At 74.0% G+C, this 24,996-nt stretch carries 23 protein-coding genes; 10 read left to right on the top strand and 13 right to left on the bottom strand.

What is annotated here, in order from left to right; genetic code table 11:
- Nucleotides 1-50: 50 nt before the first annotated feature.
- The 6 genes from ACZ6EM_RS29530 to ACZ6EM_RS29505 form a co-directional block, all read right to left on the bottom strand.
- Nucleotides 51-1,190, bottom strand: coding sequence for a methyltransferase domain-containing protein (locus ACZ6EM_RS29530; RefSeq protein ID WP_465773643.1), 1,140 nt, complete (start codon nucleotides 1,188-1,190; stop codon nucleotides 51-53).
- A complete protein-coding gene (locus ACZ6EM_RS29525; protein ID WP_465773642.1) occupies nucleotides 1,187-2,140 on the bottom strand; it encodes an MvdC/MvdD family ATP grasp protein in 954 nt (317 codons plus the stop codon). Before ACZ6EM_RS29525 ends, ACZ6EM_RS29530 begins: the two co-directional genes overlap by 4 nt.
- A 41-nt stretch (nucleotides 2,141-2,181) precedes the next feature.
- Nucleotides 2,182-2,457, bottom strand: a complete 276-nt coding sequence (locus ACZ6EM_RS29520; RefSeq protein WP_401045433.1) for a hypothetical protein — start codon at nucleotides 2,455-2,457, stop codon at nucleotides 2,182-2,184.
- A gap of 168 nt (nucleotides 2,458-2,625) precedes the next feature.
- Entirely contained in the window at nucleotides 2,626-3,441 is an 816-nt protein-coding gene (locus ACZ6EM_RS29515; RefSeq protein ID WP_465773641.1) for a transcriptional regulator, read from the bottom strand.
- A 33-nt stretch (nucleotides 3,442-3,474) separates the two neighbouring features.
- Nucleotides 3,475-4,203, bottom strand: coding sequence for a polysaccharide lyase family protein (locus ACZ6EM_RS29510; RefSeq protein WP_359910753.1), 729 nt, complete (start codon nucleotides 4,201-4,203; stop codon nucleotides 3,475-3,477).
- Between the two features lie 153 nt (nucleotides 4,204-4,356).
- Nucleotides 4,357-5,751, bottom strand: a complete 1,395-nt coding sequence (locus ACZ6EM_RS29505) for a uracil-xanthine permease family protein (protein WP_380548481.1) — start codon at nucleotides 5,749-5,751, stop codon at nucleotides 4,357-4,359.
- A 315-nt stretch (nucleotides 5,752-6,066) separates the two neighbouring features.
- On the opposite strand from ACZ6EM_RS29505, the gene ACZ6EM_RS29500 reads away from it, so the two are divergent.
- The 5 genes from ACZ6EM_RS29500 to ACZ6EM_RS29480 all read left to right on the top strand — a co-directional run bounded on the left by ACZ6EM_RS29500 (nucleotide 6,067) and on the right by ACZ6EM_RS29480 (nucleotide 11,119).
- Nucleotides 6,067-6,594 (top strand): peptidylprolyl isomerase, encoded by a 528-nt coding sequence (locus ACZ6EM_RS29500; protein ID WP_465773640.1) that lies wholly within the window; start codon nucleotides 6,067-6,069, stop codon nucleotides 6,592-6,594.
- A gap of 178 nt (nucleotides 6,595-6,772) precedes the next feature.
- Entirely contained in the window at nucleotides 6,773-7,039 is a 267-nt protein-coding gene (locus ACZ6EM_RS29495; protein ID WP_465773639.1) for a DUF4232 domain-containing protein, read from the top strand.
- A gap of 126 nt (nucleotides 7,040-7,165) precedes the next feature.
- Nucleotides 7,166-10,195, top strand: a complete 3,030-nt coding sequence (locus ACZ6EM_RS29490) for an AfsR/SARP family transcriptional regulator (protein ID WP_465773638.1) — start codon at nucleotides 7,166-7,168, stop codon at nucleotides 10,193-10,195.
- 139 nt (nucleotides 10,196-10,334) lie between these two features.
- Entirely contained in the window at nucleotides 10,335-10,820 is a 486-nt protein-coding gene (locus ACZ6EM_RS29485) for a RipA family octameric membrane protein (protein WP_465773637.1), read from the top strand.
- Nucleotides 10,817-11,119 (top strand): DUF7701 domain-containing protein, encoded by a 303-nt coding sequence (locus tag ACZ6EM_RS29480; protein ID WP_465773636.1) that lies wholly within the window; start codon nucleotides 10,817-10,819, stop codon nucleotides 11,117-11,119. Before ACZ6EM_RS29485 ends, ACZ6EM_RS29480 begins: the two co-directional genes overlap by 4 nt.
- A gap of 105 nt (nucleotides 11,120-11,224) precedes the next feature.
- Here the strand turns inward: ACZ6EM_RS29480 and ACZ6EM_RS29475 are convergent, their stop codons facing one another.
- Nucleotides 11,225-11,875, bottom strand: coding sequence for a CatB-related O-acetyltransferase (locus ACZ6EM_RS29475; RefSeq protein WP_465773695.1), 651 nt, complete (start codon nucleotides 11,873-11,875; stop codon nucleotides 11,225-11,227).
- A gap of 234 nt (nucleotides 11,876-12,109) precedes the next feature.
- Between ACZ6EM_RS29475 and ACZ6EM_RS29470 the strand changes: the two genes are divergently transcribed.
- The 3 genes from ACZ6EM_RS29470 to ACZ6EM_RS29460 all read left to right on the top strand — a co-directional run bounded on the left by ACZ6EM_RS29470 (nucleotide 12,110) and on the right by ACZ6EM_RS29460 (nucleotide 14,107).
- Nucleotides 12,110-13,012 carry a SigB/SigF/SigG family RNA polymerase sigma factor gene (locus ACZ6EM_RS29470; RefSeq protein WP_401047917.1) on the top strand — a complete coding sequence of 301 codons (903 nt, stop codon included), beginning with the start codon at nucleotides 12,110-12,112 and terminating at the stop codon, nucleotides 13,010-13,012.
- Between the two features lie 82 nt (nucleotides 13,013-13,094).
- The gene (locus tag ACZ6EM_RS29465) at nucleotides 13,095-13,490 is read left to right on the top strand and encodes an STAS domain-containing protein (protein ID WP_380356015.1); all 396 of its coding nucleotides are present in this window, start codon (nucleotides 13,095-13,097) and stop codon (nucleotides 13,488-13,490) included.
- A gap of 143 nt (nucleotides 13,491-13,633) precedes the next feature.
- Nucleotides 13,634-14,107: an ATP-binding protein gene (locus ACZ6EM_RS29460; RefSeq protein WP_401047921.1), complete on the top strand. Its 474-nt coding sequence runs from the start codon at nucleotides 13,634-13,636 to the stop codon at nucleotides 14,105-14,107.
- A 102-nt stretch (nucleotides 14,108-14,209) separates the two neighbouring features.
- Here the strand turns inward: ACZ6EM_RS29460 and ACZ6EM_RS29455 are convergent, their stop codons facing one another.
- On the bottom strand, nucleotides 14,210-14,374 hold the full coding sequence (locus ACZ6EM_RS29455; RefSeq protein ID WP_465773635.1) for a hypothetical protein: 165 nt from the start codon (nucleotides 14,372-14,374) through the stop codon (nucleotides 14,210-14,212).
- Complete coding sequence (locus ACZ6EM_RS29450) at nucleotides 14,359-15,231, bottom strand: YihY/virulence factor BrkB family protein (protein WP_465773634.1); 873 nt, start codon at nucleotides 15,229-15,231, stop codon at nucleotides 14,359-14,361. The genes ACZ6EM_RS29455 and ACZ6EM_RS29450 overlap by 16 nt, the downstream gene beginning before the upstream one ends.
- A 318-nt stretch (nucleotides 15,232-15,549) precedes the next feature.
- On the opposite strand from ACZ6EM_RS29450, the gene ACZ6EM_RS29445 reads away from it, so the two are divergent.
- Both ACZ6EM_RS29445 and ACZ6EM_RS29440 read left to right on the top strand, forming a co-directional pair.
- Nucleotides 15,550-18,669 (top strand): phosphocholine-specific phospholipase C, encoded by a 3,120-nt coding sequence (locus ACZ6EM_RS29445; RefSeq protein ID WP_465773633.1) that lies wholly within the window; start codon nucleotides 15,550-15,552, stop codon nucleotides 18,667-18,669.
- Between the two features lie 118 nt (nucleotides 18,670-18,787).
- Complete coding sequence (locus ACZ6EM_RS29440; protein WP_452178877.1) at nucleotides 18,788-20,098, top strand: M14 family zinc carboxypeptidase; 1,311 nt, start codon at nucleotides 18,788-18,790, stop codon at nucleotides 20,096-20,098.
- Here the strand turns inward: ACZ6EM_RS29440 and ACZ6EM_RS29435 are convergent.
- From ACZ6EM_RS29435 to ACZ6EM_RS29420, 4 genes are all read right to left on the bottom strand, one after another.
- Complete coding sequence (locus tag ACZ6EM_RS29435; RefSeq protein ID WP_465773632.1) at nucleotides 20,095-22,317, bottom strand: MMPL family transporter; 2,223 nt, start codon at nucleotides 22,315-22,317, stop codon at nucleotides 20,095-20,097. The genes ACZ6EM_RS29440 and ACZ6EM_RS29435 overlap by 4 nt on opposite strands.
- Before the next feature lie 94 nt (nucleotides 22,318-22,411).
- The gene (locus tag ACZ6EM_RS29430; RefSeq protein ID WP_465773631.1) at nucleotides 22,412-23,029 is read right to left on the bottom strand and encodes a hypothetical protein; all 618 of its coding nucleotides are present in this window, start codon (nucleotides 23,027-23,029) and stop codon (nucleotides 22,412-22,414) included.
- Nucleotides 23,030-23,099: 70 nt separating this feature from the next.
- Nucleotides 23,100-23,522: a GlcG/HbpS family heme-binding protein gene (locus ACZ6EM_RS29425; protein ID WP_401054121.1), complete on the bottom strand. Its 423-nt coding sequence runs from the start codon at nucleotides 23,520-23,522 to the stop codon at nucleotides 23,100-23,102.
- Nucleotides 23,523-23,549: 27 nt separating this feature from the next.
- On the bottom strand, nucleotides 23,550-24,746 hold the full coding sequence (locus tag ACZ6EM_RS29420) for an MFS transporter (protein WP_465773630.1): 1,197 nt from the start codon (nucleotides 24,744-24,746) through the stop codon (nucleotides 23,550-23,552).
- Between the last annotated feature and the right edge of the window lie 250 nt (nucleotides 24,747-24,996).

Raw genomic sequence — 24,996 nt, 5'->3', positions numbered from 1 at the left:
GCAGACTGACGCGGTGCCCGCGCGGCCTGCCTCGGGGCCGTCGTGCCGGCTCAACGTCGCGGGCTCATCGTCCATGACGGGCCGTCCGGACGGTCGAGCCACACCTGCTGTCCGGTGCCCGTGATGGTGATGCCGTACCGGTCTCGGGCCGGCTGGTCGTGGGCCCGGTACACGCGGTGCGCCGATTCGAGTTCGGACCACAGCGGGCGTGGGCCGGTCTCGGTCACGGTGCCGTCGGGCCGCAGTTCGGCGATCGAGCCGTTCGACGTCCACACCCGGGCGCCGGTCGTCGCCCCGTCGTCGCCGAGGTCGTACTGCCAGCCGAGCGGTGGCATGGTGATGCTGACCAGGAAGCGGAAGTCCTCGTCCGCCAGGGCATCGGCACCGATGGTGGACGGCCGGCGGTCGCCGTCGGAGAGCTGGGGCCGGCGGATGATCCCGCTGTCCCCGGCCGTCCGCAGGGGCATGAAGTAGGCAGGGGTGGTGAGGAACCGGCCGTCGGCCTCGGCTTCGCCGGTCCGGTGGACACGCGCGATGCCGTATCCGACGGGTGCGACGATCACGCCGCCGGGGGCGAGCTCGGGCAGCCATGCGGGCGGGATGCGGGAGAGTCCGCACGTGGCGATGATCGCGCCGTAGCGCCGCGATTCCGATCGCCCCGGCTCGGTGGGCGAGTGGGCGGCGGCGCCGTCGCCGGTGATCACCGTCGGCCGGTAGCCGGCGCGGCCGAGGCGGCGCCGTGCCGTGTCGGTGATGTCGTGGTCGATGTCGACGGTCACCACCTGGTCGTCGCCGTAGCGATGGGAGAGCAGCGCGGCGTTGTAACCGGCACCCGTACCGATTTCCTTCACCCGAATGTCGGCCCGCTCGCCGAGTGCTTCGAGCATCACGGCCATCAGGGAGGGCTGGCTGGACGACGACGCGGTGTTCCCGTCGATCAGGTGGGTGACCAGTGCCCGGTTCTCGTACACGGCCTTCAGCCACTCGGCAGCGTGCCCGGGGTCGTCACCGCTGGCCCGCTGCTGACTTCCGCCGGGGCCCTGCCGGTAGAAGTACGGCACGAACAGGTGCCTGGGCACGTCCCGGAAGGCGCGCTGCCACCCCGGATCGGTGAGGGAACCGTCGGCGGTCAGCGCGTCGACCATGGCGTGGCGCAGGCTCTCGGCAGTCGGCTCGGCGGTTTCGGTCACGTGGTGCCCTTCTGGAGGAGATCGGCGATCGCGTTGGTGACGGCGTCGCGGGTGACGTCGATCCAGGCCCACTGCCCGCCCGGGTTCACATCGACCAGCCAGTGCGTCCCGGACCGGTCCACGATCAGGTCCACGGCAGCGAAGACGAGTCCGAGACGCCGCAGCATGTCCAGGATGCCTGTACGGATCGGTTCGGGGAGCAGTTCCGGGGTGTAGGCGAGGTTCTTCGAATCGGTACGCCAGTCCAGCCGGCCGGGGCCGTCCGGGGCGTCGATCCGCACGGGGAACAGCTGACCGGCGACGCAGGTCACCCGGACTTCGTACGCCTTGTCGGTGATCTCCTGCTGGTACAGGTGCGCCGTCAGCGCCGCACGCGGATCGTCCCACCGGTCTTCGGGGACACGGGTGGTGTACATCTGGCCCCGCTGCCCGTTCTCGGTGTGGACGATCCCGCCGAGTACCTTCGTGACGATCCGGCCGCCGCATCGCTCGGCGAACTCGCGCACCGCCCTGGGAACGTTGGTGACCAGTGTCGCCGGCACGGGCAGCCGGGCCCCGGCGGCGGCGGTCAGTTGCGCGGGCTTCGTGCAGTCGGCGTTGCGCTCCGGGCGGTTGACCCACAGCACCCCGGGCAGCGAGCCGAGAACGCCGGCGAACGCCCGCTTGGCCTGCGAGGCGGCGAACCGCCGCTCGGGGCCGGACATGCCGGCGGCGAACTGGAAGGCGGTGGGCTTGCGCCACCACACGGACGCGAGTTCGGACAGGTCGAGGCCCCGCAGGGCACCGTTGAGGGTGCCGATCCACTGGCCGTCGGGCCCCAGTTCGGCCGTCATGGTCATGCGCTGCGGGAAGTCGGCGACGTCGGTGCGCCAGAACGGGACGCCTCGGGCGTTGAGTTCACGCAGGACGTAGTCGGCGGTGGGGTCGAGGTCGTGGGTGATGACGAGCACGCGGGGAGAGTCGCCCCGCGTGCTCCTGGCGCCGTCGGACATCAGTCGTCGTTCTGGTCGTAGTCGACGCTGATCACGGTCTGCCCGTCGGACTCGGTCTGACAACCCGATCCGTCCATGGTGGGCAGGTCGATCGCCGTGCGGCCGTCGATCAGCGACAACTGCGTGTCGGGGTCGACGCAGGCGGGCGGAAGCGGCGCGACGGTCACCGGGTTGGTGATGGCGTCGAGCCCGAACGGCCGGGTGGCGAGCGGGCCGGTCGGCTCCGCGTCCACGGCGATGTTCAGCGTGGGCAGTCGATCGGTCAGAACGGACATGGTGTTGCTTCCCCTCAGGTCGGGTGGTGCGGTTGCCGGCACTGCGTTCGGGGACGGGAGGTGTCGGCCGCCGTGGGGCAGCTGTGGCTGACACACCACTTCGTGATGGTGCGTCAGCACGGATCCACTGTGACCATGTGGGCACTGTCGGTGAACGGCGGGGGCGTATCACAGGGTGTCCAGCGCCGTGTCCGACTGCCGGGTCTCCGCCTGGGCGAGGGCGACATCCAGCAGCATCCGGTTGCGCGCGGACGGGGTGAGGCCGGAGGTGTCGCCGATCGACGAGAACAGACCGAGGGCTTTGCCGGGGCGCCCGGTCGACACCGTGATGCCGATGGCCTGCGCGGTGACCGTGGCCGGCCCGAACGCCGTACCGTTCACCGTGACGTCCCGGCCCATCCGAGCGGCGACGGCGTGCCCTTGCGACAGCAGATCGTCCGCGTCCGCGACGTCGCCCCGCCGTGCCGCGACGACGGCGGCGAAGGTCACGTGCCATCCGTATGTGGCGAGCAGATCGAGATCACGGTTCCCGTACCGGGGCTCGATCGCCTCGTAGGAAAACCGCGCGGTCTGCTCGGCCTGGTCGAGCCGGGCATCCCGCAGGTAGATCCACGAGCGGCCCGATGCGACCATGGCCGAACGGACGGTATCCCCGGCCTGGTGGGCCTGGTGCTGCGCATGGCCGATACCGGCGTACGCGAGGTCGCGGGCGCCGAACTGGTTCGCCACGTAGGCGGCGAGCCGGTAGGCGTCCGCGAGGAAGCCGGCCGCCGCGTCCCGCTGGTCGGTGGTTGCAGCCCGCAGAGCGGTGGCGGCTTCGCGCAGAGCCGGAGCGACACGCACGCCCGCGCCGACGAAGTCGCCGACGCGGTAGGCCTCCCATGCGGCGGTGAGTCCGGCACCCAGCTCGGCCGGAGGCGGCGGCGGCGCGTTCGGCGAGGTCCGAGCCCCGGTCCGACAACCGCAGGCCCGGACCGCGTCCACGCGGTCCGGGCCTGCGGGCTGTGCTTCGGGGGACTACGAGCCGGCGGTGGCCGCCTCCAGGGTCGTGGCCATCACGGGGCTGGTGAAGGTGTTCGTCGCGTCGCCCGTGGAGGGGTGGTACGAGCCCCACTTGAGGTAGTTCCGGTCGCCGTCCCAGGTGGTGCCCTTGAACGTGCCCGAGCCCGTCGTGAACGTCTGCTTCACGCCGTCGAACCAGAAGTCGATGGTGCCGTCCGTGCGGCCCAGGCGGATCTTCAGGGCGTAGGAGTGCCAGGTGTTGTTGGCCGTCTGCGCGGTCCACAGGGAGTGCGACACGTGGGCGGTGTCCCACTCCTGGAGGCGGACGCGCCCGTTCACGATGTCGATCTCGATCGGGTGGTTGGCCGTGTCGGTGCTCGGCGAGCACTTCAGCTGGAACACGTACCGGCTGTTGGTGTCCTGGATGTCCACCTTGGAGGACCACCCCAGGTAGAAGGTGTCGCCCTCCTTCAGGTCCGGGCTGAGGGTCTCGCAGCGCTCCTCACCGCCGGCCTGGAAGGCGCGCCACACGTTGCCCTTGGCGGAGTCCTTCACGACCCCGAAGTTGCCGGCCGCGCACTGGACCGCCTTGAACGAGGACGGGCCCGTGCTGGTGCTCGGGGTCCACAGGACCTTGCCCGCGGCGGCGGAGCTGCTCGCGGAGGCCTGGCCGCAGGTGATCGCGAAGGTGGCGAGGGCGACGGCCGCGGCGGCGGCCTTGCGGCGGTGGGTCAGAAGGGACATGCCTCTCCCGGGGGGATGAGTGGCGGACACGGGCGAGGAGCGATTCGACCAGCAATCGGCCCGTCCGGCCAGCCGAAACGGCCGACGGAAGATCCTTTTCGGACACTTCCGCCGGCCGCCCTGTTGACCTGAACCCGGCCCCGCTCCCGGCCGTTACGGGGTGCGCGGCTCCTCGGCGTCCTGGTCGTACGAGGAGGTGCCCTCGTCCAGCAGCGGCTCCTGCGTCTTGAGGTGCGCCGGGGCCAGCGCCCGCAGCACGTGGTAGCCGGTGATGACGACCAGCGTGCCGAGCGCGATGCCGCTGAGGCTGAAGGTGTCGGTGAACTTCAGCGTCACGTTGCCGATGCCGATGATGATGCCCGCCGCGGCCGGCACCAGGTTGAGCGGATTGCGCAGGTCCACCTGGGACTTGGTCCAGATCTGCGCGCCCAGCAGCCCGATCATGCCGTACAGGATCACGGTGATCCCGCCGAGCACCCCGCCCGGGATCGCGGCCACGATCGCGCCGAACTTCGGGCACAGGCCGAACAGCAGCGCGAAGCCGGCCGCCGCCCAGTACGCCGCCGTCGAGTAGACCCGGGTGGCGGCCATGACGCCGATGTTCTCCGAGTACGTGGTGTTCGGCGGGCCGCCGACCGCGGTGGAGAGCATGGAGCCGACGCCGTCCGCGGAGATCGCGGTGCCCAGCTTGTCGTCCAGGTTCGAGCCCGTCATCTCGCCGACGGCCTTGACGTGCCCGGCGTTCTCCGCGACCAGCGCGATCACCACGGGCAGCGCGACCAGGATCGCCGACCACTGGAAGGACGGGCCGTGGAAGGTCGGCAGGCCGACCCAGTCCGCCTTGCCGACGCCCGACAGGTCCAGGCGCCAGTGGTCGGTCATGTGCCCGCCGCCGTCGACCGAGTGGATCTTCCCGAAGACCCGGTCGAACAGCCAGGAGATCCCGTAGCCGAACAGCAGCCCCAGGAAGATCGCCACCCGCGACCAGAAGCCGCGCAGGCACACCACGGCCAGGCCGGTGAACAGCATCACCAGCAGCGCCGTCCACTGGTCCTGCGGCCAGTACACCGAGGCGGTCACCGGGGCGAGGTTGAAGCCGATCAGCATGACCACCGCGCCGGTGACGATCGGCGGCATCGCGGCGTGGATGATGCGCGCCCCGAACCGCTGGACCGCCACACCGACCAGGAACAGCGCCACACCCACCACGAACACCGCGCCGGTCACCGTCGCGCTGGTGCCGCCCTGCGCCCGGATCACCGCGGCCACGCCCACGAAGGACAGCGAGCAGCCCAGGTAGCTGGGCACCCGGCCCTTGGTGGCCAGCAGGAAGATCACGGTCGACACGCCGGACATCATGATCGCGAGGTTGGGGTCGAGCCCCATCAGCACGGGCGCCACGAAGCTCGCCCCGAACATCGCCACCACGTGCTGGGCGCCGAGGCCTGCCGTGCGGGGCCAGGAGAGCCGTTCGTCGGGACGGACCACCGCCCCCGGTGCGGGCGTGCGCCCGTCACCGTGCAGCTTCCAGCGCACGCCGAGATCCATGGTGTTTCGCTTTCTCTGTACTTCGGGGAACCGTCCGCACCATTCTCGTGGCCGCCGGATGTCCCGGCGATCACACGGACCCGCGTGAGCTGCGGATACGTGTGACGAGGCCCGACGGGCCCGGTGCTGTCGGGGATCTTACGGCCACCGCCCGCGCACCGCGGATCCGGCCGCGCGCCACAGGATCCGGCCGCGGGCCGGATGCCCGTTCGCGGGGTGTCACCCGTGTGGGTGTACTGCCGCGTCGCCGCCGCTCGAACCCGCCGGCCGCCCTGAAGACTGGCCGCATCCGTAGGAGCTATCGAAGGACGTGCCATGGCGGAAGAGCTGTACGCGACGCTGAAGACCACCAAGGGCGACATCGTGATCCGGCTGCTGCCGAACCACGCCCCCAAGACCGTGAAGAACTTCGTGGAGCTCGCCAGCGGCGAGCGGGAGTGGATCAACCCGGAGACCGGTGAGAAGACCACGGACAAGTTCTACGACGGCACGGTCTTCCACCGGGTCATCGAGGGCTTCATGATCCAGGGCGGCGACCCCCTGGGCAACGGGACCGGCGGCCCCGGGTACAAGTTCGCGGACGAGTTCCACCCGGACCTGGCCTTCACCAAGCCCTACCTGCTGGCCATGGCCAACGCCGGACCGGGCACCAACGGCTCCCAGTTCTTCATCACCGTCGGGGCGACCACCTGGCTCACCGGCAAGCACACCATCTTCGGCGAGGTCGCCGACGAGGCCGGCCGGAAGGTCGTCGACGCCATCGCGACGGCGGAGACCAACCCCCGCAACGACCGCCCGGTCCAGGACGTGGTCATCGAGAAGGTCGTCATCGAGACCCGCTGACCGGAAGACCCTCCCCGGGCGCCCGGCCATGGGCGCCCGGCCCCGGAACGGCGCGCGCCCGGTGACGACCCGTTCCACCGCGCAGCCCCGCGTCTCATCCCCGCGTTCCAGGGCCCCGGCATTCCCCCTGCTCGGAGCCCGTTCCAGTGTCCCGCCGTCCCTGATCGGCCGTTGACCCTTGCGGCCGGGACGGATCACCGCGCAGGCTCCGGTCGTCCGAGCAGCGCACCGACCCGAGCACCGCACCGACACCGCACCGACCCGAGCACCGAAGGGCCACGGCCGCACCGGGACTTCACCGGCCGTCCACTTCCAGGGCCCCTCGGGCAACGAGAGTGTCGGCGCGGGAAGCAACCCTTCGCTGCCCGTCAAGGGTCTGTACATCGACGACTCGCTCAAGGTCACCTGCTGGCAGCAGATCATGGACGACGCCGTCACCTGGTAGTTCCCGGACGCGGCGGCCCCGGTCCCGCCTCCGTCGTCCCGGGCGCCCGGGACGACGCTCCGCGATCGACAGATCGCCTGGTGTCATAAGCTTGTCATATACATCTAATCCATCTAAGGGGGGTGCGTGGAGTTCCGACTGCTGGGCTCGGTGGCCGTGGTGGCCGCGGACGGCCGGGAGCTTCCGGCCGGATCGGCGAAGCGCCGCAGCCTGCTCGCCATGCTGCTGCTGAACCCCGGAGCACCGGTCACCGTCGAACGGCTCACCGAGACCCTCTGGGACGAGGAGCCGCCCCGGCACTCGCGCACCGTCATCCACAACCACGTCTCCGGGCTGCGCGCCCTGCTCACCGCCCACGACGCCCCCGCCGCCGGCGTCGAACTCGTCACCGACAACGGCGCCTACCTGCTGCGGGCCCCCGACCACGCGGTGGACACCGTACGGTTCGAACAGCTGGTGGTCCGCGCCCGCGCCCTGGAGGACGCCGCCGAGGCCGCCGCCGCCCTGCGCGAGGCACTCGCCCTGTGGCGGGGCCCCGCCCTCGCCGGCACCATCCCCGGCCTGCCGCTGCAGTGCGCCGCCCAGGCCCTGGAGGAACTGCGGCTGGCCGCCGCCGAGGAACTGGCCCGCGCCCACGGCCGGCTCGGCGACCACGGCGCGGCCGCGAACCTGCTGCACGCCGAGGCCACCGCCAACCCGCTGCGCGAACCGCTGGTCGCCGACCTCATGCACGCGCTCGGCCGCGCGGGGCGCCGCTCGGAGGCCCTGGACTGGTTCCACCGCACCCGCCGCGCCCTGGCCGAGGAACTCGGCATGGACCCCGGACCGGAACTCACCGACGCCTACGACCGCCTGCTGCACACCGACCTGCCGCAGCGCACCGACCTGCCGCAGCGCACCGACCTGCCGCGGCACACCGACGTGCCGCAGCGCACCGACGTGCCGCAGCGCGGCGAGGCCCCGCGGCACACCGAGGCCCTGCCGGGCCGGTCCGACCGGGTGCCGCCGCCCCGGCTGCCCGGCGACCAGGAGCAGCCGGCCGGCCGGGCCGCGTCCGACCGCGCACCGGCCGACCGCGCACCGGCCGACGGCGCACCGGCAGACCGGGTCCCGCCCGCGCGGGTCCCCACCGTCGGCGGTCTGACCTCCGTCCCCGACCGGGCTCCCGGCCCCGAACCGCTGCCGGCCGCAGCCCCCGCGCCCGCCCCCGTGCGTCCGGCGCCCTGGCACCAGCCCGCGCCCTGGCCCTTCCCCCGCCGTCCGCGCGGCTTCGCCGGCCGGGAGGACGAACTGGCCGCGCTCGACCGGGCCACCGCCGCCCCCGGCGCCGTCGCCGTGCTCACCGGCGGCGCCGGCGTCGGCAAGACCACCCTCGCCCTGTACTGGGCGCACCGCCGCCAGCAGGACTTCCCCGACGGCCGGCTCTTCGTCGACCTGTGCGGCCACAGCCCGCTCCCGGAGCGCGACACCGCCGCCGTCCTGCGCGAACTGCTGCTCGCCCTGGGCCTGCCCGCCGAGCAGATGCCCGCCACCCCCGAGGCGATGGCCGCCCGCTACCGGGAACTGACCGCCACCCGCCGGATGCTGATCGTCCTGGACAACGCCCGCCGCTCCGAGCAGGTCCGCCCGCTGCTGCCCGACGGCGACGACTGCGTCACCCTGGTCACCAGCCGCGACCGGCTCGGCGGGCTGGTCGCCTCCGACGCCGCCCGCCCGGTGCCGCTCGCCGAACTCTCCTCCCCGCAGGCCGTCAGCCTGCTCGCCGCGACCCTCGGCCCCGACCCGGTCGCCGCCGAACCCGAGGCCGCCGCCCGCCTGGCCGGCCTGTGCGACGGCCTGCCGCTGGCCCTGCGGCTGGCCGCCGCCCGCCTCGCCACCGGCCCGGCCCGCGCGCTGGCCGCGCTCGCCGAGGAACTCGCCGTCGAGCAGGACCGCCTGAACCTCCTCGACGTCGAGGACACCAGCGTGGCCGCCGCCCTCGCGCTGACCGTCCAGCACCTGAGCGAACCCGTCCGCCGGACGTTCCGCAGCCTCGGCGCCCACACCGGCGCCACCCTCGACAGCCGTACCGCCGCAGCCCTGGCCGGCTGCCGCCCCGACGAGGCCGCCGACGCGCTGGCCCAACTGGCCACCGCCCACCTGATCGTGGAGATCGGCCGGGACGCCTACACCCTGCACGACCTGGTCCGCCTCTACGCCCGCAGCCTGCCCGGCGACACCGACACCCAGGTGCTGCCCCGCCTGCTCGACCACCTGCTGAACACCCTGCTCACCGCCTGCTCCGCCGCCGAACCCGGCAGCGAACCGTGCTGCACCCTGCCGCCCGGCACCCGCCGTCCCGCCGAGGTCCGCCCCTTCCCCGACCGGGAGGGCGCGCTCGCCTGGTACGCCGCCGAACGCGACACCCTGCGCGGCGCGGTCGAGGCGGCGGTCGCCGCCGGACTGCACGACCGCGCCTGGCGCCTGGTGCTGCTCCAGTGGCCGCTGATCGTCTGGCAGGTCCGGGACGGCTGGGCGCCGCTGCTCGAACACGGCCTGGCCGCCGCCGAGGCCGACCGCGACCCCGGTGCCCAGTCCCGCGCCCGGGCCCTGCTGGGCTGGGTCCTGCTGGAGGAGGGCCGCCCCGAACAGGCCCTCGTCCACCTGGAACGCGCCCCCGACCTCGCCGCCCGGGCCGGCGACAGCACCGCCCAGGCCGTCGCCCTGGTCAACCTCGCCGTCGCCCTCGCCCGCCACGGCGACCGGGCCGGCCGCGCCCGGGCGCGCGGCCTGCTGGTGAAGGCCCTGTCCCTGGCCGAACGGGCCGGGCGCGCCGACCTCGTCGCCCTCGCCCGCCAGCACCTGGCCGGCGAGTGCCTGGCCGCCGGCGCCGCCGAGGAGGCCGCCCACCACGCCGCCCGCGGCCTGGCCGTCGCCGAGCCGCCCTTCCCGGTCGCCCGCCGGGTGGTCCTGCAGACCCTCTACGGCCGCGCCCTGGCCGCCACCGGCCGGCCGGAGGAGGCCGCGCTCCACCTCGGGGCCGCCCTGCGCACCGCCCGCGCCCACCAGTACGGGGAGGGCGAGTCGGAGGCCGGCGCGGCCCTGCGCGCCCTGTCGGCCGGCACCCCCGCGGTGGCGGGCGCCGTCGCGACGGCCACCGCCGGCGCGCGGCACTGACGGCGCGCGGCACCGGCGGCGTGCAGTACCGCCGGCCGCGCAGCACTGACAGGCCGTCCCGCCGGGAAGGATGAACACCACGGGGGGAGCCCGGGCAGCGGGCGAAGCCGGCACACCACCTGCCCGAGGGGGTTTCGCGATGACCACGCCGCCGGAGCCGAACCGTCAGACCGAACTGCTGGAGCTGTACAAGCTCGCCGTGGAGATGGCCGACCGGGTCTCGGCCCGCCGGGGCAACGCCAACACCTTCTTCCTGTCCGTGCAGACCGCGCTGGTCACCCTGATCGGCTTCGGCATACCCAAGCTGTCGGAGTCCCCGTGGTGGGTGGCGACGGCCGTCGCGCTGGCCGGCATCACGCTCTCCGGCGCCTGGTGGATGCAGCTGCGCAGCTACCGGGACCTCAACGGCGCCAAGTTCCAGGTCATCAACAGCATGGAGGAGAAGCTGTCCGCGCGGATCTACACCGACGAGTGGGACGTCCTGCGCAACGCCGCGGCGCCCGGCCGGCGCCACCGGCACTACACCGAACTCGGCACCACCGAACGGCTCGTGCCGGTGACATTCGCGGTGGCTCATCTGATCCTGCTCACGGGCACGCTCGCCACCGGCACACTGGCCGTATGAGCCACCTCGATCCCATCGCCGACCTGATCCGCTCCTGCCTGCCCTCGGAGGCCAGCCCCCCCGCGGGCTCCGACGACCTCTTCCGCATCTACGCCGTGCTGCTCCAGGCCAAGGGCGAGCAGGTCACCGACGAGGACGTGCACAACGCCTGGACGGCCTGGACCCAGACCACCGACGACACCCACAAGGCCCTGGTGCCCTTCGACGACCTCGACGCCCGCACCCGCGCCCTCGACGCCCCGTACACCCTCGCCATCCGCACCGCCGCCCGCCGGCTCCACCACCCCACGGCCCGTTAGGGATTCGGGGCCCCGCCGTTTCCGGGGGACTGCGCGGGGCCGTCCGGCGGCGCCGGGTCGTACTGGGCGAGGCCGTGGCCGAACAGAAAAGGGGCGGACGCGGTCTCAGGCGCCGGGGGCGGCGGCCGCGAGCTCGTCGACGGTGCCGGACATGACGGTGCGCAGGTGGCGGGTGAGGTGCTCGACGGGCCAGTCCCACCAGGCGATGTCCAGCAGGCGGGCGATGTCGGCCTCGTCGTGGCGCAGCCGGATCACCCTGGCCGGGTTGCCGCCGGCGACGGCGTAGTCGGGGACGTCGGAGGTGACGACGGACCCGGCGGCGACGATCGCGCCGTGGCCGATGCGCACGCCGGGCATCACGGTGGTGCGGTAGCCGAGCCACACGTCGTGGCCGATCACGGTGTCGCCGCGCCCGGGCAGGCCGGTGATCAGGTCGAAGTGCTCGGCCCAGGCGCCGCCCATGACGGGGAAGGGGAAGGACGAGGGCCCGTCCATCCGGTGGTTGGCGCCGTTCATCACGAACCGCACCCCGGTGGCGAAGGCGCAGAACCTTCCGATGACGAGCTTCTCCGGCCCGTAGTGGTACAGCACGTTGCGGGTCTCGAACGCCGTCGGGTCGTCCGGGTCGTCGTAGTACGAGTACTCGCCCACCTGGATCAGCGGCGAGGTGACCAGCGGCTTGAGCAGGACCACCCGCGGCTGTCCGGGGAAGGGGTGCAGCGCGGTCGGATCGGGCACGGCGGGGAGTTCGGGCACGGCGGGGGTCACGGGGGCGGCACCGCTTTCACGTCGACGGGGCGTCAGGGGCATCGGGGCGCCGGAGCGCGCCCTGCCATGATCCACCGGACGGCGCCGCGGACCACCGGGTTTTCCGGCCCCGCCCGAACGCCCGCCCGGGATTCACGAAACCTCCACGCGGCGCCTCTGCATCGATCGGCCCGGGCGGGGTATCCGGGGCGTTCGACCGTGCCGACAAGAGGAAGGACTCCGATGGTCACGACCACTGGTGAACTGACCGCCTCCGCCGCTACGCCGACGAAGGACCCCTCCCGCACGGCCGCCTCCGCCACGGCGGGGCTGCGCGACCTGCTGCCACCGGAGCTGGCCGCCGCCGAGGACCTGCGGGAGGTCGCGCCGTCCGACGCCCGTGAGCTGACCCGGGTGCTGCTGCGCCGGCTCGCCGCGCTGGAGGAGGGCACCCGGGAGTACTCGTACGTGCGGGCCACCCTGGTGGAGATGAACCTGTCGCTGGTGAGGTTCGCGATCCGCCGCTTCAACGCCCACCGGGAGCCGCAGGAGGACCTGCTGCAGGTCGGTGCGGTGGGCCTGATCAAGGCCATCGACCGCTTCGACCCGGAGCTGGGCGCCGAGTTCACCACCTTCGCGCTGCCCACCGTGCTCGGCGAGATCCGCCGCCACTTCCGCGACACCACCTGGGCCGTCCACGTGCCCCGCCGCCTCCAGGAGCTGCGGATCGCCCTGGCCAAGGCCCAGGAGCGGCTGGCCCAGGAACTGGACCGGGCGCCCACGGTGGCCGAACTGGCCGACCACCTCCAACTCGCCGAGGAGGAGGTGGTCGAGGGCCTGACCGCCTCGAACGGGCACACCGCGGGCTCCCTGGACACCGGCACCGAGGACGACGACCGCCCCGGCTGCCTGGGCGAGCGCCTCGGCGAGGAGGACCCGGACCTCTCCAGGGTGGAGGACCTGGTGGCGCTCAAGCCGCTGGTCGCCGCCCTGCCGGAACGCGAGCGGCAGATCCTGTCGATGCGCTTCTGCGAGGACCTGACGCAGTCGCAGATCGGCGCCCGCCTGGGGCTGTCCCAGATGCACGTCTCCCGGCTGCTCTCCCGCACCCTGCGGCGCCTGCGCGAGGGACTGGAGGAGGACTGAGGGCGCCCGGCGCCCCGGCACCCGCTTGGCCGCGGCACGCCGCCTACGTAAGGTCGGAGGGCACGGACACGAGGGGACGACGATGATGCCATCCGACAACGACCAGCGGGGCCTCGCGCCGGCGGCCTCCCCCTACCGTGCGGAGCTCGCGGTACGGACCCGACCCGCGGCGGGCGGCGCGGTGGTCTGCGCCCTGGCGGGCGACCTCGACATCGAGACGCTCGCCCCCGCCGCCGACACGCTCACCGCCCTGGTCGCCCGGCGGCCCGGCGCGGTGGTGATCGACCTCGCGGGGGTGGGCTTCTGCGACTCCTCCGGCCTGAACCTCCTGCTCAAGACCCGCCTCGCGGCGGGGGAGGAGGGCGTGGGGCTGCACCTGGCCGCGGTGCCGCCCACCGTCATGCGGGTCCTCGAACTGACCGGCACCCGGGCGGTGTTCTCCATCCACGGCTCGGCCGAGGAGGCCCTGGCGGCCTGAGCCGGCCGGGCACGCCGTCGCGGGGCGGGTGCCGCGCGTGTCGCGGGTGCCGCGCACCCGGCGCCGGGGAAGGCATAATCCCGGGAGCGCCGGGAAACCGACATGCGAACCGCCGTCGATCCGAAGGGTGCCCTCATATGACGATGAGCCGGGGAACCCTGGACGGCGACGCGCACCGGGCCGGGCCCGCCCTGCCGCCCGGCGGCCAGCGCCGCCGGCTGCCGCTGGCCGGGCTCCCCAAGCCGGTCACCCGGGCCCGGGCCTTCACCGCCGAGGCGGTCGGCGACTGGTACCCGCCCGCCGGCGCGCCCGGTGCCCACGAGGGCGTCGGCGCGGACGTCGTGCTGCTGGTGGCGGAGCTGGTGGCCAACGCCATGCTGCACGGGGACGGCCCGCTGGAGCTGGTCCTGGACGCCACCGGGCAGCGCCTGCGGGTGGAGGTCAGCGACCGCAGCCCGGCCATGCCGGTGCTGCGCCTGCCGCACGAGCCGGCCCTGCCCGGCGGCCACGGCCTGTTCATCGTGGAGCGCACCGCCGACCGCTGGGGCGCCGAGCCGAACGGCCGGGGCAAGGCGATCTGGGCCGAGTTCGACGCCCACCGGCTGACCCACCGCTGACCCGCGGCCCGCACCGGCCCGCACGCCCGGCCCCCGTACCCCGCACCGCCCCCGCTGTGGCCGCTGGCGTCGCGGAACTCCCAGACGCCGACGTGGAGCCTGCTACGCCTGGCACTCGCGAGCGCCGCGGCGGTGCTCGTCGCGTACGGCCTGGACCGGATCGCGCAACTCGGGGTGCGGCGCCTGGCCGCGGCGGCGGACGGCGCCGACGCGTTCGAGCTCCGCTGCCAGTTGCGCGAGCACCTCGTCGGCTACCTGCGCGACCACCACCCGTACGCCCTGCCCCGGCTGCCCGTGGCACCGGCACCCGGTTCCTCCCGGGACGCCGGGGCCGTCGCCGACGTGCCGCCGTCCGCGCAGGAACCGCCCGCACGGCCCGGGACGCCCGGCGCGTGACCGGGGCCGTCACCGGCCGCCGCTGCCGTCCTGCCCGCCGCCCCGGTCCTGCCCGCCGTCCCCGCCGTCCCCGCCGTCCCCGTCCGGGCCCCCGGCTCCCCGGGCGGGGGCGGCCCGTCGTGGAAGGAGACGTCGACCCGCTGCTCGGGCCGGCGCTCCTCCTGCCGGGCGACCGAGGACAGCACGGCCTGGTCGGCGTCCGTCAGCGGCGGCTGCAGCAGACTGCGCGGCCACAGCCGCCGGGCGAGCACGACGTTGACCTCGGCCGCGTACACGGTGACCTGCGCGGTCAGGTAGAGCCAGAACAGCAGCCCGATCACCGTCGCGAAGAACCCGTAGACCTGGCTCGCGTGGCGCAGCTCGTGGGTGACCAGCAGTGAGCCGACCGCCTGGAGGGCGGTGAACAGCGGCCCGGCGAGCGCGCAGCCCGGCCACAGCGCCCGCAGCGGCACCTCGCGCGGGGTGAGCACCCGGAAGCAGGCCAGGCACAGGGCGGCGTTCACCAGCGCCGAGACGACCAGGCCCCCGATCCTGGCGGCCGTCCCGGCGAGCGTGCCGCCGACCAGCGCGGCGGCGGTGGCCACCACCAGCCCGCTGCCCAGGACGGCGAACAGCAGCAGGCTGCGCGCCAGCCGCGGCCAGTAGCCGGGCCGTTGCACGCCCGGCACGTTCCAGACCTCGGCCATGGCGTGCTGCACGGCCCGCAGGCCTCGCTCGATGGGGTTCACACCGCGCGTCTGCCCCCGGCGCACGGTGCGACACCCCGGTTGCGGCGTCCGGGGCGCGGTGGAGTCCGCCGGGCGCCCGGCCGGGCTCTCGCAGCCGGGCGGCCCACGGCCGGTCCGGGCTGGTCGACGAGCCAACCGTTTGATCATGGGGCGTCAAGTTGTCTGTACAGCTCGGGGTCTCTTGCCGGTCATCGGCCCGTCATCGGACACCACGGCTGCGTCCACCTCGGTCTCGTACACATAACGGGTCCGGTCCGAACCGCGCGGCCGGCCCCCGTACCGAGGAACCGCGGTCCGTCAGCAAGGAGCCCCACCCCCATGAGTCCGAAGCCCGAACTGTCGCGCCGCAGCGTCCTCGGCGGCGCGGCGGCGGCCGCGGTGCTGTCCGCCCTCCCGCTCAGCGTCCAGCAGGCACTCGCCGCGCCGGCCCGGCCCGGACGGCTGGCGGACATCCAGCACGTCGTGGTGTTCATGCAGGAGAACCGCGCCTTCGACCACTACTTCGGCACCCTGGCGGGCGTGCGGGGCTTCGGCGACCGCACCGCCGTGCGCGGCGTCGACGGCCGCTCGGTCTTCCACCAGCCCGACCCCGGCCGCAAGGAGGGCTACCTGCTGCCCTTCGCGATGAACGCCGCCCACACCAACGCCTACCAGCAGGGCGCGCCCGCCTTCGGCTACGGCGACTCCATGAACGCCTGGAACGACGGCCGCGCCGACGGCTCCGTCACCCGCCGCTCCTCCGGCTGGCTCGGCCAGGGCTACTACGAGTCCGCCGACATGCCCTTCTACCACGCCCTCGCCTCGGTGTTCACGGTCTGCGACGCCTACTACGCCTCCGTGCAGTGCAACACCAACACCAACCGCGACCACCTGATGACCGGCACCAGCGGCGGCACCGTCCGGGACACCCCGGTGACCGACAACACCGAGATCCCCGGCGGCTACGAGTGGACCACCTACGCCGAGCGCCTGGAGAAGGCCGGCGTCGGCTGGAAGACCTACCAGGCCCTCGACAACTTCGACGACAACGCCCTCGCCTGGTTCGCCCCCTTCGTCAAGGCCAAGCCCGGTGAGCCGCTGTACGAGCGCGGCATGCGCGCCGTCGGCGACCCGGCCAAGGCCAAGGACCCCTTCGCCATGGGCGACGCCCTGGTCGAGGCCTTCACCGCCGACGTCCAGGCCGACCGCCTCCCGCAGGTCTCCTGGATCGTCGCCCCCGCCGCGCTGTCCGAGCACGCCAACTACGCGCCGCCGAACGGCGAACACCTCACCTCCCGGCTGCTGTCCGCGCTCGCCGCCAAGCCCGAGGTGTTCCAGAAGACCGTCTTCATCCTCAACTACGACGAGCACGGCGGCTTCTTCGACCACCAGCTGCCGCCCGTCCCGCCGCTGGCCGAGGGCCGCGGCAAGTCCAACGTCCCGGTCGACGGCGAGGTCGTCGTCCGCGTCTCCAAGGGCTCCTCCACCTACCACCGGGTCGTCGGCCAGGACGGCCGGTACCGGGTCAAGGCCGCCGACGGCACCCTCGCCTGGTCCGCCACCCTCCCCGCCGGCGAGACCCTGGTCTCCGGCCCCTACCCGATGGGCCTGGGCGTGCGGGTGCCGATGGTCGTCGTCTCCCCGTGGACCCGCGGCGGCGTCGTCGACTCCACCGTCTACGACCACACCTCCGTGCTGCGCTTCCTGGAACAGCGCTTCGGCGTCCAGGAGCCCAACATCAGCCCCTGGCGGCGCGCGGTCTGCGGCGACCTCACCAACGTCTTCGACTTCTCCGGCCGCAACCCCGCCTGGCCGCAACTGCCCGACACCAGCGGCAACCGCCAGAAGGTCGTCGACACCGGCAAGCTCCCCGCCCCCACCGTGCCCAGCCCGCAGACCTTCCCCCAGCAGGAGCGCGGCACCCGCTCCGCCCGCCCCGCCCCGTACAACCTGCTCGTCAAGCCCCGCCTCAAGGGCGACGAACTGACCCTCGACTTCGTCAACCAGGGCCGCCAGGGCGCCGTCCTCGCCGTCTACCCCGCCCCCGGCGAGGCCCCCAAGCACTACACCGTCGCCGCGAAGAGCCGCCTGTCCGACGTCTGGAAGGTCGGCCCCGCCGGCTACGACCTGCGCGTCCACGGCCCCGACGGCGCCCTGTGGCACCTGCGCGGCGACACCGCCTCCGCCTACGAGGTCTCGCTCTCCGAGGAGAGCGACGGCAAGGTCCTGGAGGTCGACGTCATCAACCGCTCGCGCACCGCCCAGACCTTCCTGGTCGGCGACCTCGCCTACGGCGACGGCCTGCGCGAGGTCCGCGTGGCGGCCGGCGACGACCGCACCGTCAACCTCAAGGTCGGCCCCGAGGGCTGGTACGACGTCGCCGTCGCCGTCCAGGGCGACCTCGGCTTCCGCCGCCGCATCGCCGGCCGCTTCCCCTGGGACGACCGCACCGTCACCGACCCCGCCCTCGGCCTGGCCGACCCGCTCGCCGTGAACCTCGCCCTCGGCGCCGCCTCCACCACCATCGACGAACCCGTCCTGCTGCCCGGACGCCCCGCCACGATCACCGCCACCCTCACCGCCACCACCGCCCTCACCCGCCTGGAGGCCCAGCCGCTGCTCCCGCCCGGCTGGAGCGCCACCACCGTCACCGCCGCGCCCGACAGGCTCGCCGCCGGCGCCGCCGCCACCGCCGTCTGGCAGGTCACCCCGCCCGCCCAGCTGCCCGCCACCGCCACCCACCGCCTGCTGGTCACCGCCCGCGCCCAGGCCGACAGCCGCTTCGCCCTCGCCGACGGCGAACTCGCCGCCCGCCCCGCCCCGGTGATGACCGGCCACCTCCTCGACGAGGACTTCGAGTCCCTCGCCGACACCCTCAAGCCCGAGGCCGGCGTCCTCGGCTGGACCGCCCAGGCCCCCAAGGGCTGGACGGTCGTCAACGCCCCCGCCATGCCGCAGGGCACCGTCCGCCTCCAGGGCTGGACCTTCCACACCAAGCGCGAGTGGTCCGTCCCCGCCGGCCAGGACCGCGGCAACTTCACCCGCGCCCTGGGCGTCGTCGCCGTCGCCGACCCCGACGACTGGGACGACACCGGCTCGCCCTCCCGCAAGGGCGTCTTCGACTCCACCCTGGTCTCGCCCGCCGTCGCCGTCCCGGCCGGCACCGACACCCTCCACCTCGCCTTCGACTCCCACTACCGCCAGGAGGCACCGCAGAAGGCCTCCGTCACCGCCGTCTTCGACAACGGCACCGAGACCCGCCTGCTCGCCTACGGCTCCGACGCCACCGGCAACGACAACGCCGGCAAGGACGTGCAGAACACCCGGATCACCCGCAGCTTCGCCGTCCCCGCCGGAGCCCGCTCGGTGACCCTCAGGTTCCGCATGTACGACGCCGGCAACAACTGGTACTGGGCCGTCGACCACATCCGCCTCGACACCCGCCCCATCACCGGCTGACACCCCCCGCCCCACCCGGGCCCGCCCGAGCCTCCGCGCCCGGGCGGGCCCGGCCCGTACCGGCGGCCCCGCGTGCCAGGTAGAACTACTGCCACGACCACAGGGGAGGAAACCGAAGGTGATCGACACGACGACCCCGGCCGGCCGGGCCGCCCGGCTCCACGACCGCTACCCCAGCCTCGACGAACTCACCGCCACCGCCCACCAGTTGGCCGCCCAGCGGCCCGACCTGTGCCGGGTGCGCACCGTCGGCACCTCCCGCGCCGGACGCCCCCTGACCCTGCTGACCGTCGGCCGCGGCCCGCACGACCTCCTCGTCGTCGCCGGCGCCCACGCCGACGAGTTCGCCGGCCGGGCCGCCGTCACCGACCTCGCCCACCACGCCCTCGCGGCCCAACACCCGGGCCTGGCCTGGCACTTCCTGCTCTGTCTCGACCCCGACGGCGCCCACCTCGCCGACGGCAGCCGCACCGCCCGCACCCTGCGGGCCTACTACGACCACTACTACCGCCCCGCCGCCGAGGACCAGCCCGAATGGGCCCCCGCCATCGGCTCCGACCTCCCGGAGAGCCGCACCCTCCTCGACCTCATCGACGAACTGCGCCCCACCCTCCAGTTCTCCCTGCACAGCACCGACGTCGGCGGCACCTTCGTCCAGGCCACCGGCGACCCCGCCGCCCTCGCCGAGCCCTTCACCCGCTCCGCCGCCGACCTCGGCATCCCCGTCGAGACCGGCAACTTCGACACCTTCCACCTGCACGAATCCGGCCCCGGCCTCTACCTCATGGCCCCCCACCACATCGACCACCAGGAGACCGCCACCGGCATGCTCACCCCCCGCCAGGACGGCGGCGGCCGGGCCGGCACCTGGTTCGCCCCCCAGCGCCACGGCGGCCAGACCGTCCTGGTCGAAGTCCCCGCCTGGACCAGCGCCCACCTCGGCGACACCCGCCCCGCCGACGCCGTCCGCCTGTACCTGCGCACCTGCGCCGACCGCCTGCGCCACCGCGGCACACTCCTCACCGCGCTCCTCGACGCCGCCCTGCCCTACGTGCGAAACCCCGACACCCCCCTGCTGCGCGCCGCCCGCACCCCACTGACCGCCCTGCACCAACTCGCCGACCAATGGGACCCGGACGTCCACGGACAGGACCTCCTGCGCACCCCGCTCAGCCGCGCCCGCCTCACCGGCATCGACCTGTGGGCCCACCGCGTCCCGGTCCGCGCCGCCGCCCTGCTGCGCCGCGCCGTCCGCGTCGCCGGTGCGCCCGCCGCACCCCAGGCCGCCCGCCTCGACCACCTCCTGCGCGACTGGTGCGCCCAGTACCAGCGGACCTTCCACCCCGTCCGGCTCCCCGTCGCCCGCCAGGCCGCCCACCAGGCCAACACCGTCCGCGCCGCCGTCGCCCTGCGCCACCCGGAGCCCTAGACGTTCGTGCCCTCGGTGTCGATGTGCGGCAGCACCCGGTCCAGGAACTGCGGCGTCCACCAGGCCGCCGCCCCCAGCAGCGTCATCACCGCCGGAACCAGCAGCAGCCGCACCACCGTCGCGTCCACCAGCACGCTCACGGCCAGGCCCAGCCCCATCATCTTGATCACCACGTTGTCGCTGACGATGAACGCGGCGAACACGCTCACCATGATCAGCGCCGCACAGCTGATCACCCGCGCGGTGATCTCCAGCGCGTGCGCCACGGCGTCGTGGCTGCGACCGGTGCGCAGCCACGCCTCGTGCACCCGCGACAGCAGGAAGATCTCGTAGTCCATGCTCAGCCCGAAGACGATCGCGAACATCATCATCGGCACGTAGCTCTCGATCGGCACCTTCCCCTCCACCCCCAGCGCCGGCCCGCCCCAGCCCCACTGGAAGACCGCCACCACCACCCCGTACGAGGCCGCGATCGACAGCAGGTTGAGCACCGCGGCCTTGACCGCGACCAGCGGACCGCGGAAGACCAGCAGGATGATCAGGAAGGCCAGCCCGACCACCACCACGATGATCAGCACCAGCCGGCTCGACACGATGTCCAGGAAGTCGACCTGCGCCGCCGTGTTGCCGGTCACGTACGTCTTCGCACCGGTGCCGGCCACCGCGTCCGGCAGCACCGTGTCCGCCAGCCGGTTCACCAGGTCGGTGGTGGCCCGGTCCTGCGGGGCGCTCGCCGGGATCACGGTGCCGAACAGCACCGCGCCGTCCGGGCTGGTCTGCAGCGGGGTACTGCTCGCCGCGCCGGGCAGGCCGGTGAGCGCCTGCTGCACCGAGGCCGACACCCCCGCCCGCGCCTCGGCGGGCACGGCGCTCTGGTCGACCACCACCGTCAGCGGCCCGTTCGATCCCGGCCCGAAGGCCTGGGACATCAGGTCGTAGGCCCGCCGGTCGGTGAAGTCGGTGGAGTCCGCGCCGTCACCGATGTGGCCCAGCTGAATGGAGAACAGCGGGATCGACAGCACCACGAGCACCACCACCCCGGCCACCAGGTACCGCCACGGCCGCGCCTCCACCCGCCGGGCGTAACGGTGCCAGGCCCCGCCCTCCACGTCCCCGCCGGCCTCCGCGACCGGACGGCGCACCGCGAACCGGTCCATCCGGCGCCCGATCAGCCCCATCAGCGCCGGCAGCAGGGTCAGCGCCCCGAGCACCGCCGACACCACCGTGATGCCCGCCGCCGCCCCCAGCTTGGCGATGAAGGAGATCCCCGACACCGACAGCCCGGACAACGCGACGATCACGGTGCAGCCGGAGACCAGCACCGCCCGCCCGCTGGTGGCCACCGCCTGCCCGGCGGAGGCCACCGGATCCACCCCGTCCATCAGGTTCTGCCGGTGACGGGTCAGCAGGAACAGCGCGTAGTCGATCCCCACCCCGATGCCGATCATCGTCGCCAGCGTCGGCGCCACCGTCGCGAACGTGGACAGCGCCGCGACCAGCCCCAGCACCCCCAGGCCCACCACCGCCGCGAACAGCGCCGTCAGCAGCGGCAGCCCGGCCGCGATCGCACTGCCGAACCCCACCAGCAGCACCACGACCGCCACCGCGAAGCCGATCACCTCGCTGGAGCGGTCGTCCGCCGCCGGCCGGGCCAGCTCGCCCAGCGGCCCCCCGTACTCCACCTGCACCCCGGCCGCCCGCAGCGGCTCCACCGCCGCGTCCACCCCCGGCAGGTAGTCCTGGCCCAGCAGGGTCGGGTTGGTGTCGAACCGTACGGTGAAGTACCCGGTCAGCCCGTCGGCGGACAGCGGCCCGCCCGGCGGCGGGCTCTGCCCCGGCGGCGGCAACGGACTCTGCACCGACAGCACGTGCGGCAACTGCTGGAGCGAGGCCGCCGCCTGGGCGATCTGCGGCTGGAACCCCGTCAGCGGCGCCGCGTCGTGCAGCACCACCTGGGAACTGGTGCCCGCCGCGGCCGGCTCGTGCGCCTGCAGGACGTCCCGGCCCTGCTGCGCCTGGGTGCCGGGCAGCGAGAAGTCGTCCGAGTAGGCGCCGCCCACCGACCTGTTGGCGGCCTGGACGCCGGCCAGGGCGATCAGCCACAGCACGATGACGATCAGCGAGTGGCGCGCGCACCACTCGCCCAGGCGGCGCAGCGCCGAGCGCCGGGCCGGCGCCGCGGCGGCCGGCGAGGGGGCGGGACGGGCGGACGGCGGCATGGAAGGCTCCCGGGTCTCCTGCACGGCGGTGCGCCGATCGGCGCAGTCTTCCCGGCCGCCCGCGACGCCCACCGGTACCGGTGGGTAGTCGCCCCTACGGCTCCGGGAAGCGCCGGCATCGCGGCGGTGGCCGGAGCCGCGGGGGGGCGGGGGGACGGTCAGGGCCGCCGAAGTTGGCGACCCACACGGTGTCGTCGCCGTCGACGGCCACGCCCCAGGGCAGGAACAGGCCGCCGCCGGTGAAGGGTTCGGGGGCCGGGGTCCCGTCGGACCGGATCAGCGGCACGGAGGCGCCCGGGCGTGCACCGGCGTCGCCCGCCACGGCGGCGTCCGCGAGGTCGCCCGCGGTGCCGTCGCCGCAGGGCACCGGCAGGATGCCGCTGTTGGCGACCCAGGCGGAGCCCCGGGCATCGACGGTGACGCCGAATCCGGCACCGTACAGGCCGCCGCCGCGGTAGGGGGCGCCGGGGGCGTCCCGGCCGGTGGGGGTGAACTTCAGGACGCTCTCGCCGCCGCAGGCCGGGACGGCGGGATCGGCGTCGTGGCGGTAGTTGTTGCTGGCCCAGGCGTTGCCGTCGGCGTCGAAGGCGATGTTGCCCGGCCCGTCGATCTCCCGGCCGTTGCCGCCGTAGCGCAGGGCCACGGTCCGGGCCTCGGGGGCGGCGGCCGTCCGTCCCCCTGCCTGCCACAGCGGCGCCCCGCCCGGGCGCATCCGGCCGCGGGACGCGGCGGAAATTGCCCGGTACGGGCGATGCGCGGCGGCGCCTGCCGGTGGCGGGGCCTCAGCCGAGCCGGGCGAGTGCGGCGGCGGCGAAGGAGTGGTCCTGCTCGGGGGCGCCGCCGCCGACGCCGATGGCGCCGATCGGCCGGCCGTCGCGGTGGACGGGGATGCCGCCGGCGATGAACAGCAGCGGGCGGTCCAGCGCGGTGGGCAGGGAGTGGAACGGCCCGTCGGGCTTGACCAGGTCGACCAGGTCGGCGGTCGGGGCGTTCAACTGGAGGGCGGTGTAGGCCTTGCGGGTGCTGGTCTCGCCGGAGATCAGCACGGCGCGGTCGTCGCGGCGGAAGGCGAGCAGGTGGCCGCCCGCGTCCAGGACGGTGACGCTGACGGTCACGTCCGCGGCCTCGGCGGCGGTCCGGGCGGCGTCGACGAGGAGTTCGGCGTCGGCGGTGGTGAGCGGGGCGACGGCGGTGGTGGCACTCATGAGGTCTTCTCCGGGGTGAGGGTGGGGTCAGTGGTGGGCGGGGACGGGGGCGGTGGCGGCGGCCGCGGTCACCTGCCCGGGGGCGCGGCGCTCCAGGGCGGCGGACCAGAGGGCCAGCAGCAGGGCCGCAGCGGCGAGGACGGCGCCGACCCAGTTCGGGGCGGTGTAGCCGAGACCGGCGGTGATGACCATGCCGCCGAGCCAGGCGGCCAGCGCGTTGCCGAGGTTGAAGGCGCCGATGTTGACGGCGGAGGCCAGGGTGGGGGCGCCGTGGGCCTGGTCCAGGACCCGCTTCTGGAGCGGGGGGACGGTGGCGAAGCCGAGGGCTCCGACCAGCAGGACGGTGACGGCGGCGGCGACCTTGTTGTGGGCGGTGAGGGTGAACAGCGCCAGCACCACGGCGAGCCCGCCGAGGGTGGTGTAGAGCATCGGCATCAGCTTGCGGTCGGCGTAGCGCCCGCCCAGCAGGTTGCCGAGGAACATGCCGACGCCGAACAGCACCAGCAGCCAGGTGACGGAGCCTTCGGCGTAGCCGGTGACGTTGGTCATCATCGGGGCGATGTAGGTGATCGCGGCGAAGACGCCGCCGAAGCCGAGCACGGTCATCGCCATCGCGAGCAGCACCTGCGGATTGCGGAAGGCGGTGAGCTCGCGGCGCAGGTGGGCGCCCTCGGCGCGGGGCACGGCGGGTACGAGCCCGGCGATGCCGAGCAGGCCGAGCACGCCGAGCGCGGCGACGCCGGCGAAGGTGGCGCGCCAGCCGACGGCCTGGCCGACGAAGGTGCCCAGCGGCACGCCGACGATGTTGGCGACGGTCAGCCCGGTGAACATGGTGGCGATGGCGCCGGCCTTCTTCTGCGGGGCGACCAGCTCGGCGGCGACGACGGAGCCGATGCCGAAGAAGGCGCCGTGGGCGAGCGAGGTGACGATGCGCCCGGCCAGCATCACGGGGAAGGACGGGGCGAACGCGGAGAGCAGGTTCCCGGCCGTGAACAGGCCCATCAGCAGCATGAGCATGGTTTTGCGGCTGATCCGGGTGCCGAGGGCGGTCATCAGCGGGGCGCCGACGACCACGCCGAGGGCGTAGCCGGTGACCAGCAGGCCCGCGCTGGGGATGGAGACGCCGAAGTCGCCGGCGATCCGGGGCAGGAGGCCCATGATCACGAACTCGGTGGTCCCGATCCCGAATGCGCCGATGGCCAGGGCGATGAGAGCGAGAGGCATGGGCCCGAACCCTTCTGTGATTGCTTGAGCTAGCGCCTTGCGTGCTTAAACAATAGTTGCAGGCGCGCGATAAGTGCAAGCGAGGGTATGGGGCATTCGCCATAGGTTGCATGCGCCATGGGTTGCATGCGCAACGGGGTGGGACGGACGGGAAACGCGACCGGGCCCGGGGGGGGGGGGAGGGGGGGGGGGGGGGGGGGGGAGGGGGAGGGGGGGGGGGGGGGGGGGGGGGGGGGGGAGGTGGGGGGAC

The sequence above is a fragment of the Kitasatospora sp. NPDC041917 genome, assembly GCF_055589745.1.
Note: the sequence above shows the minus strand (reverse complement) of the source record. Positions and strands in the feature narration are given on the sequence as shown.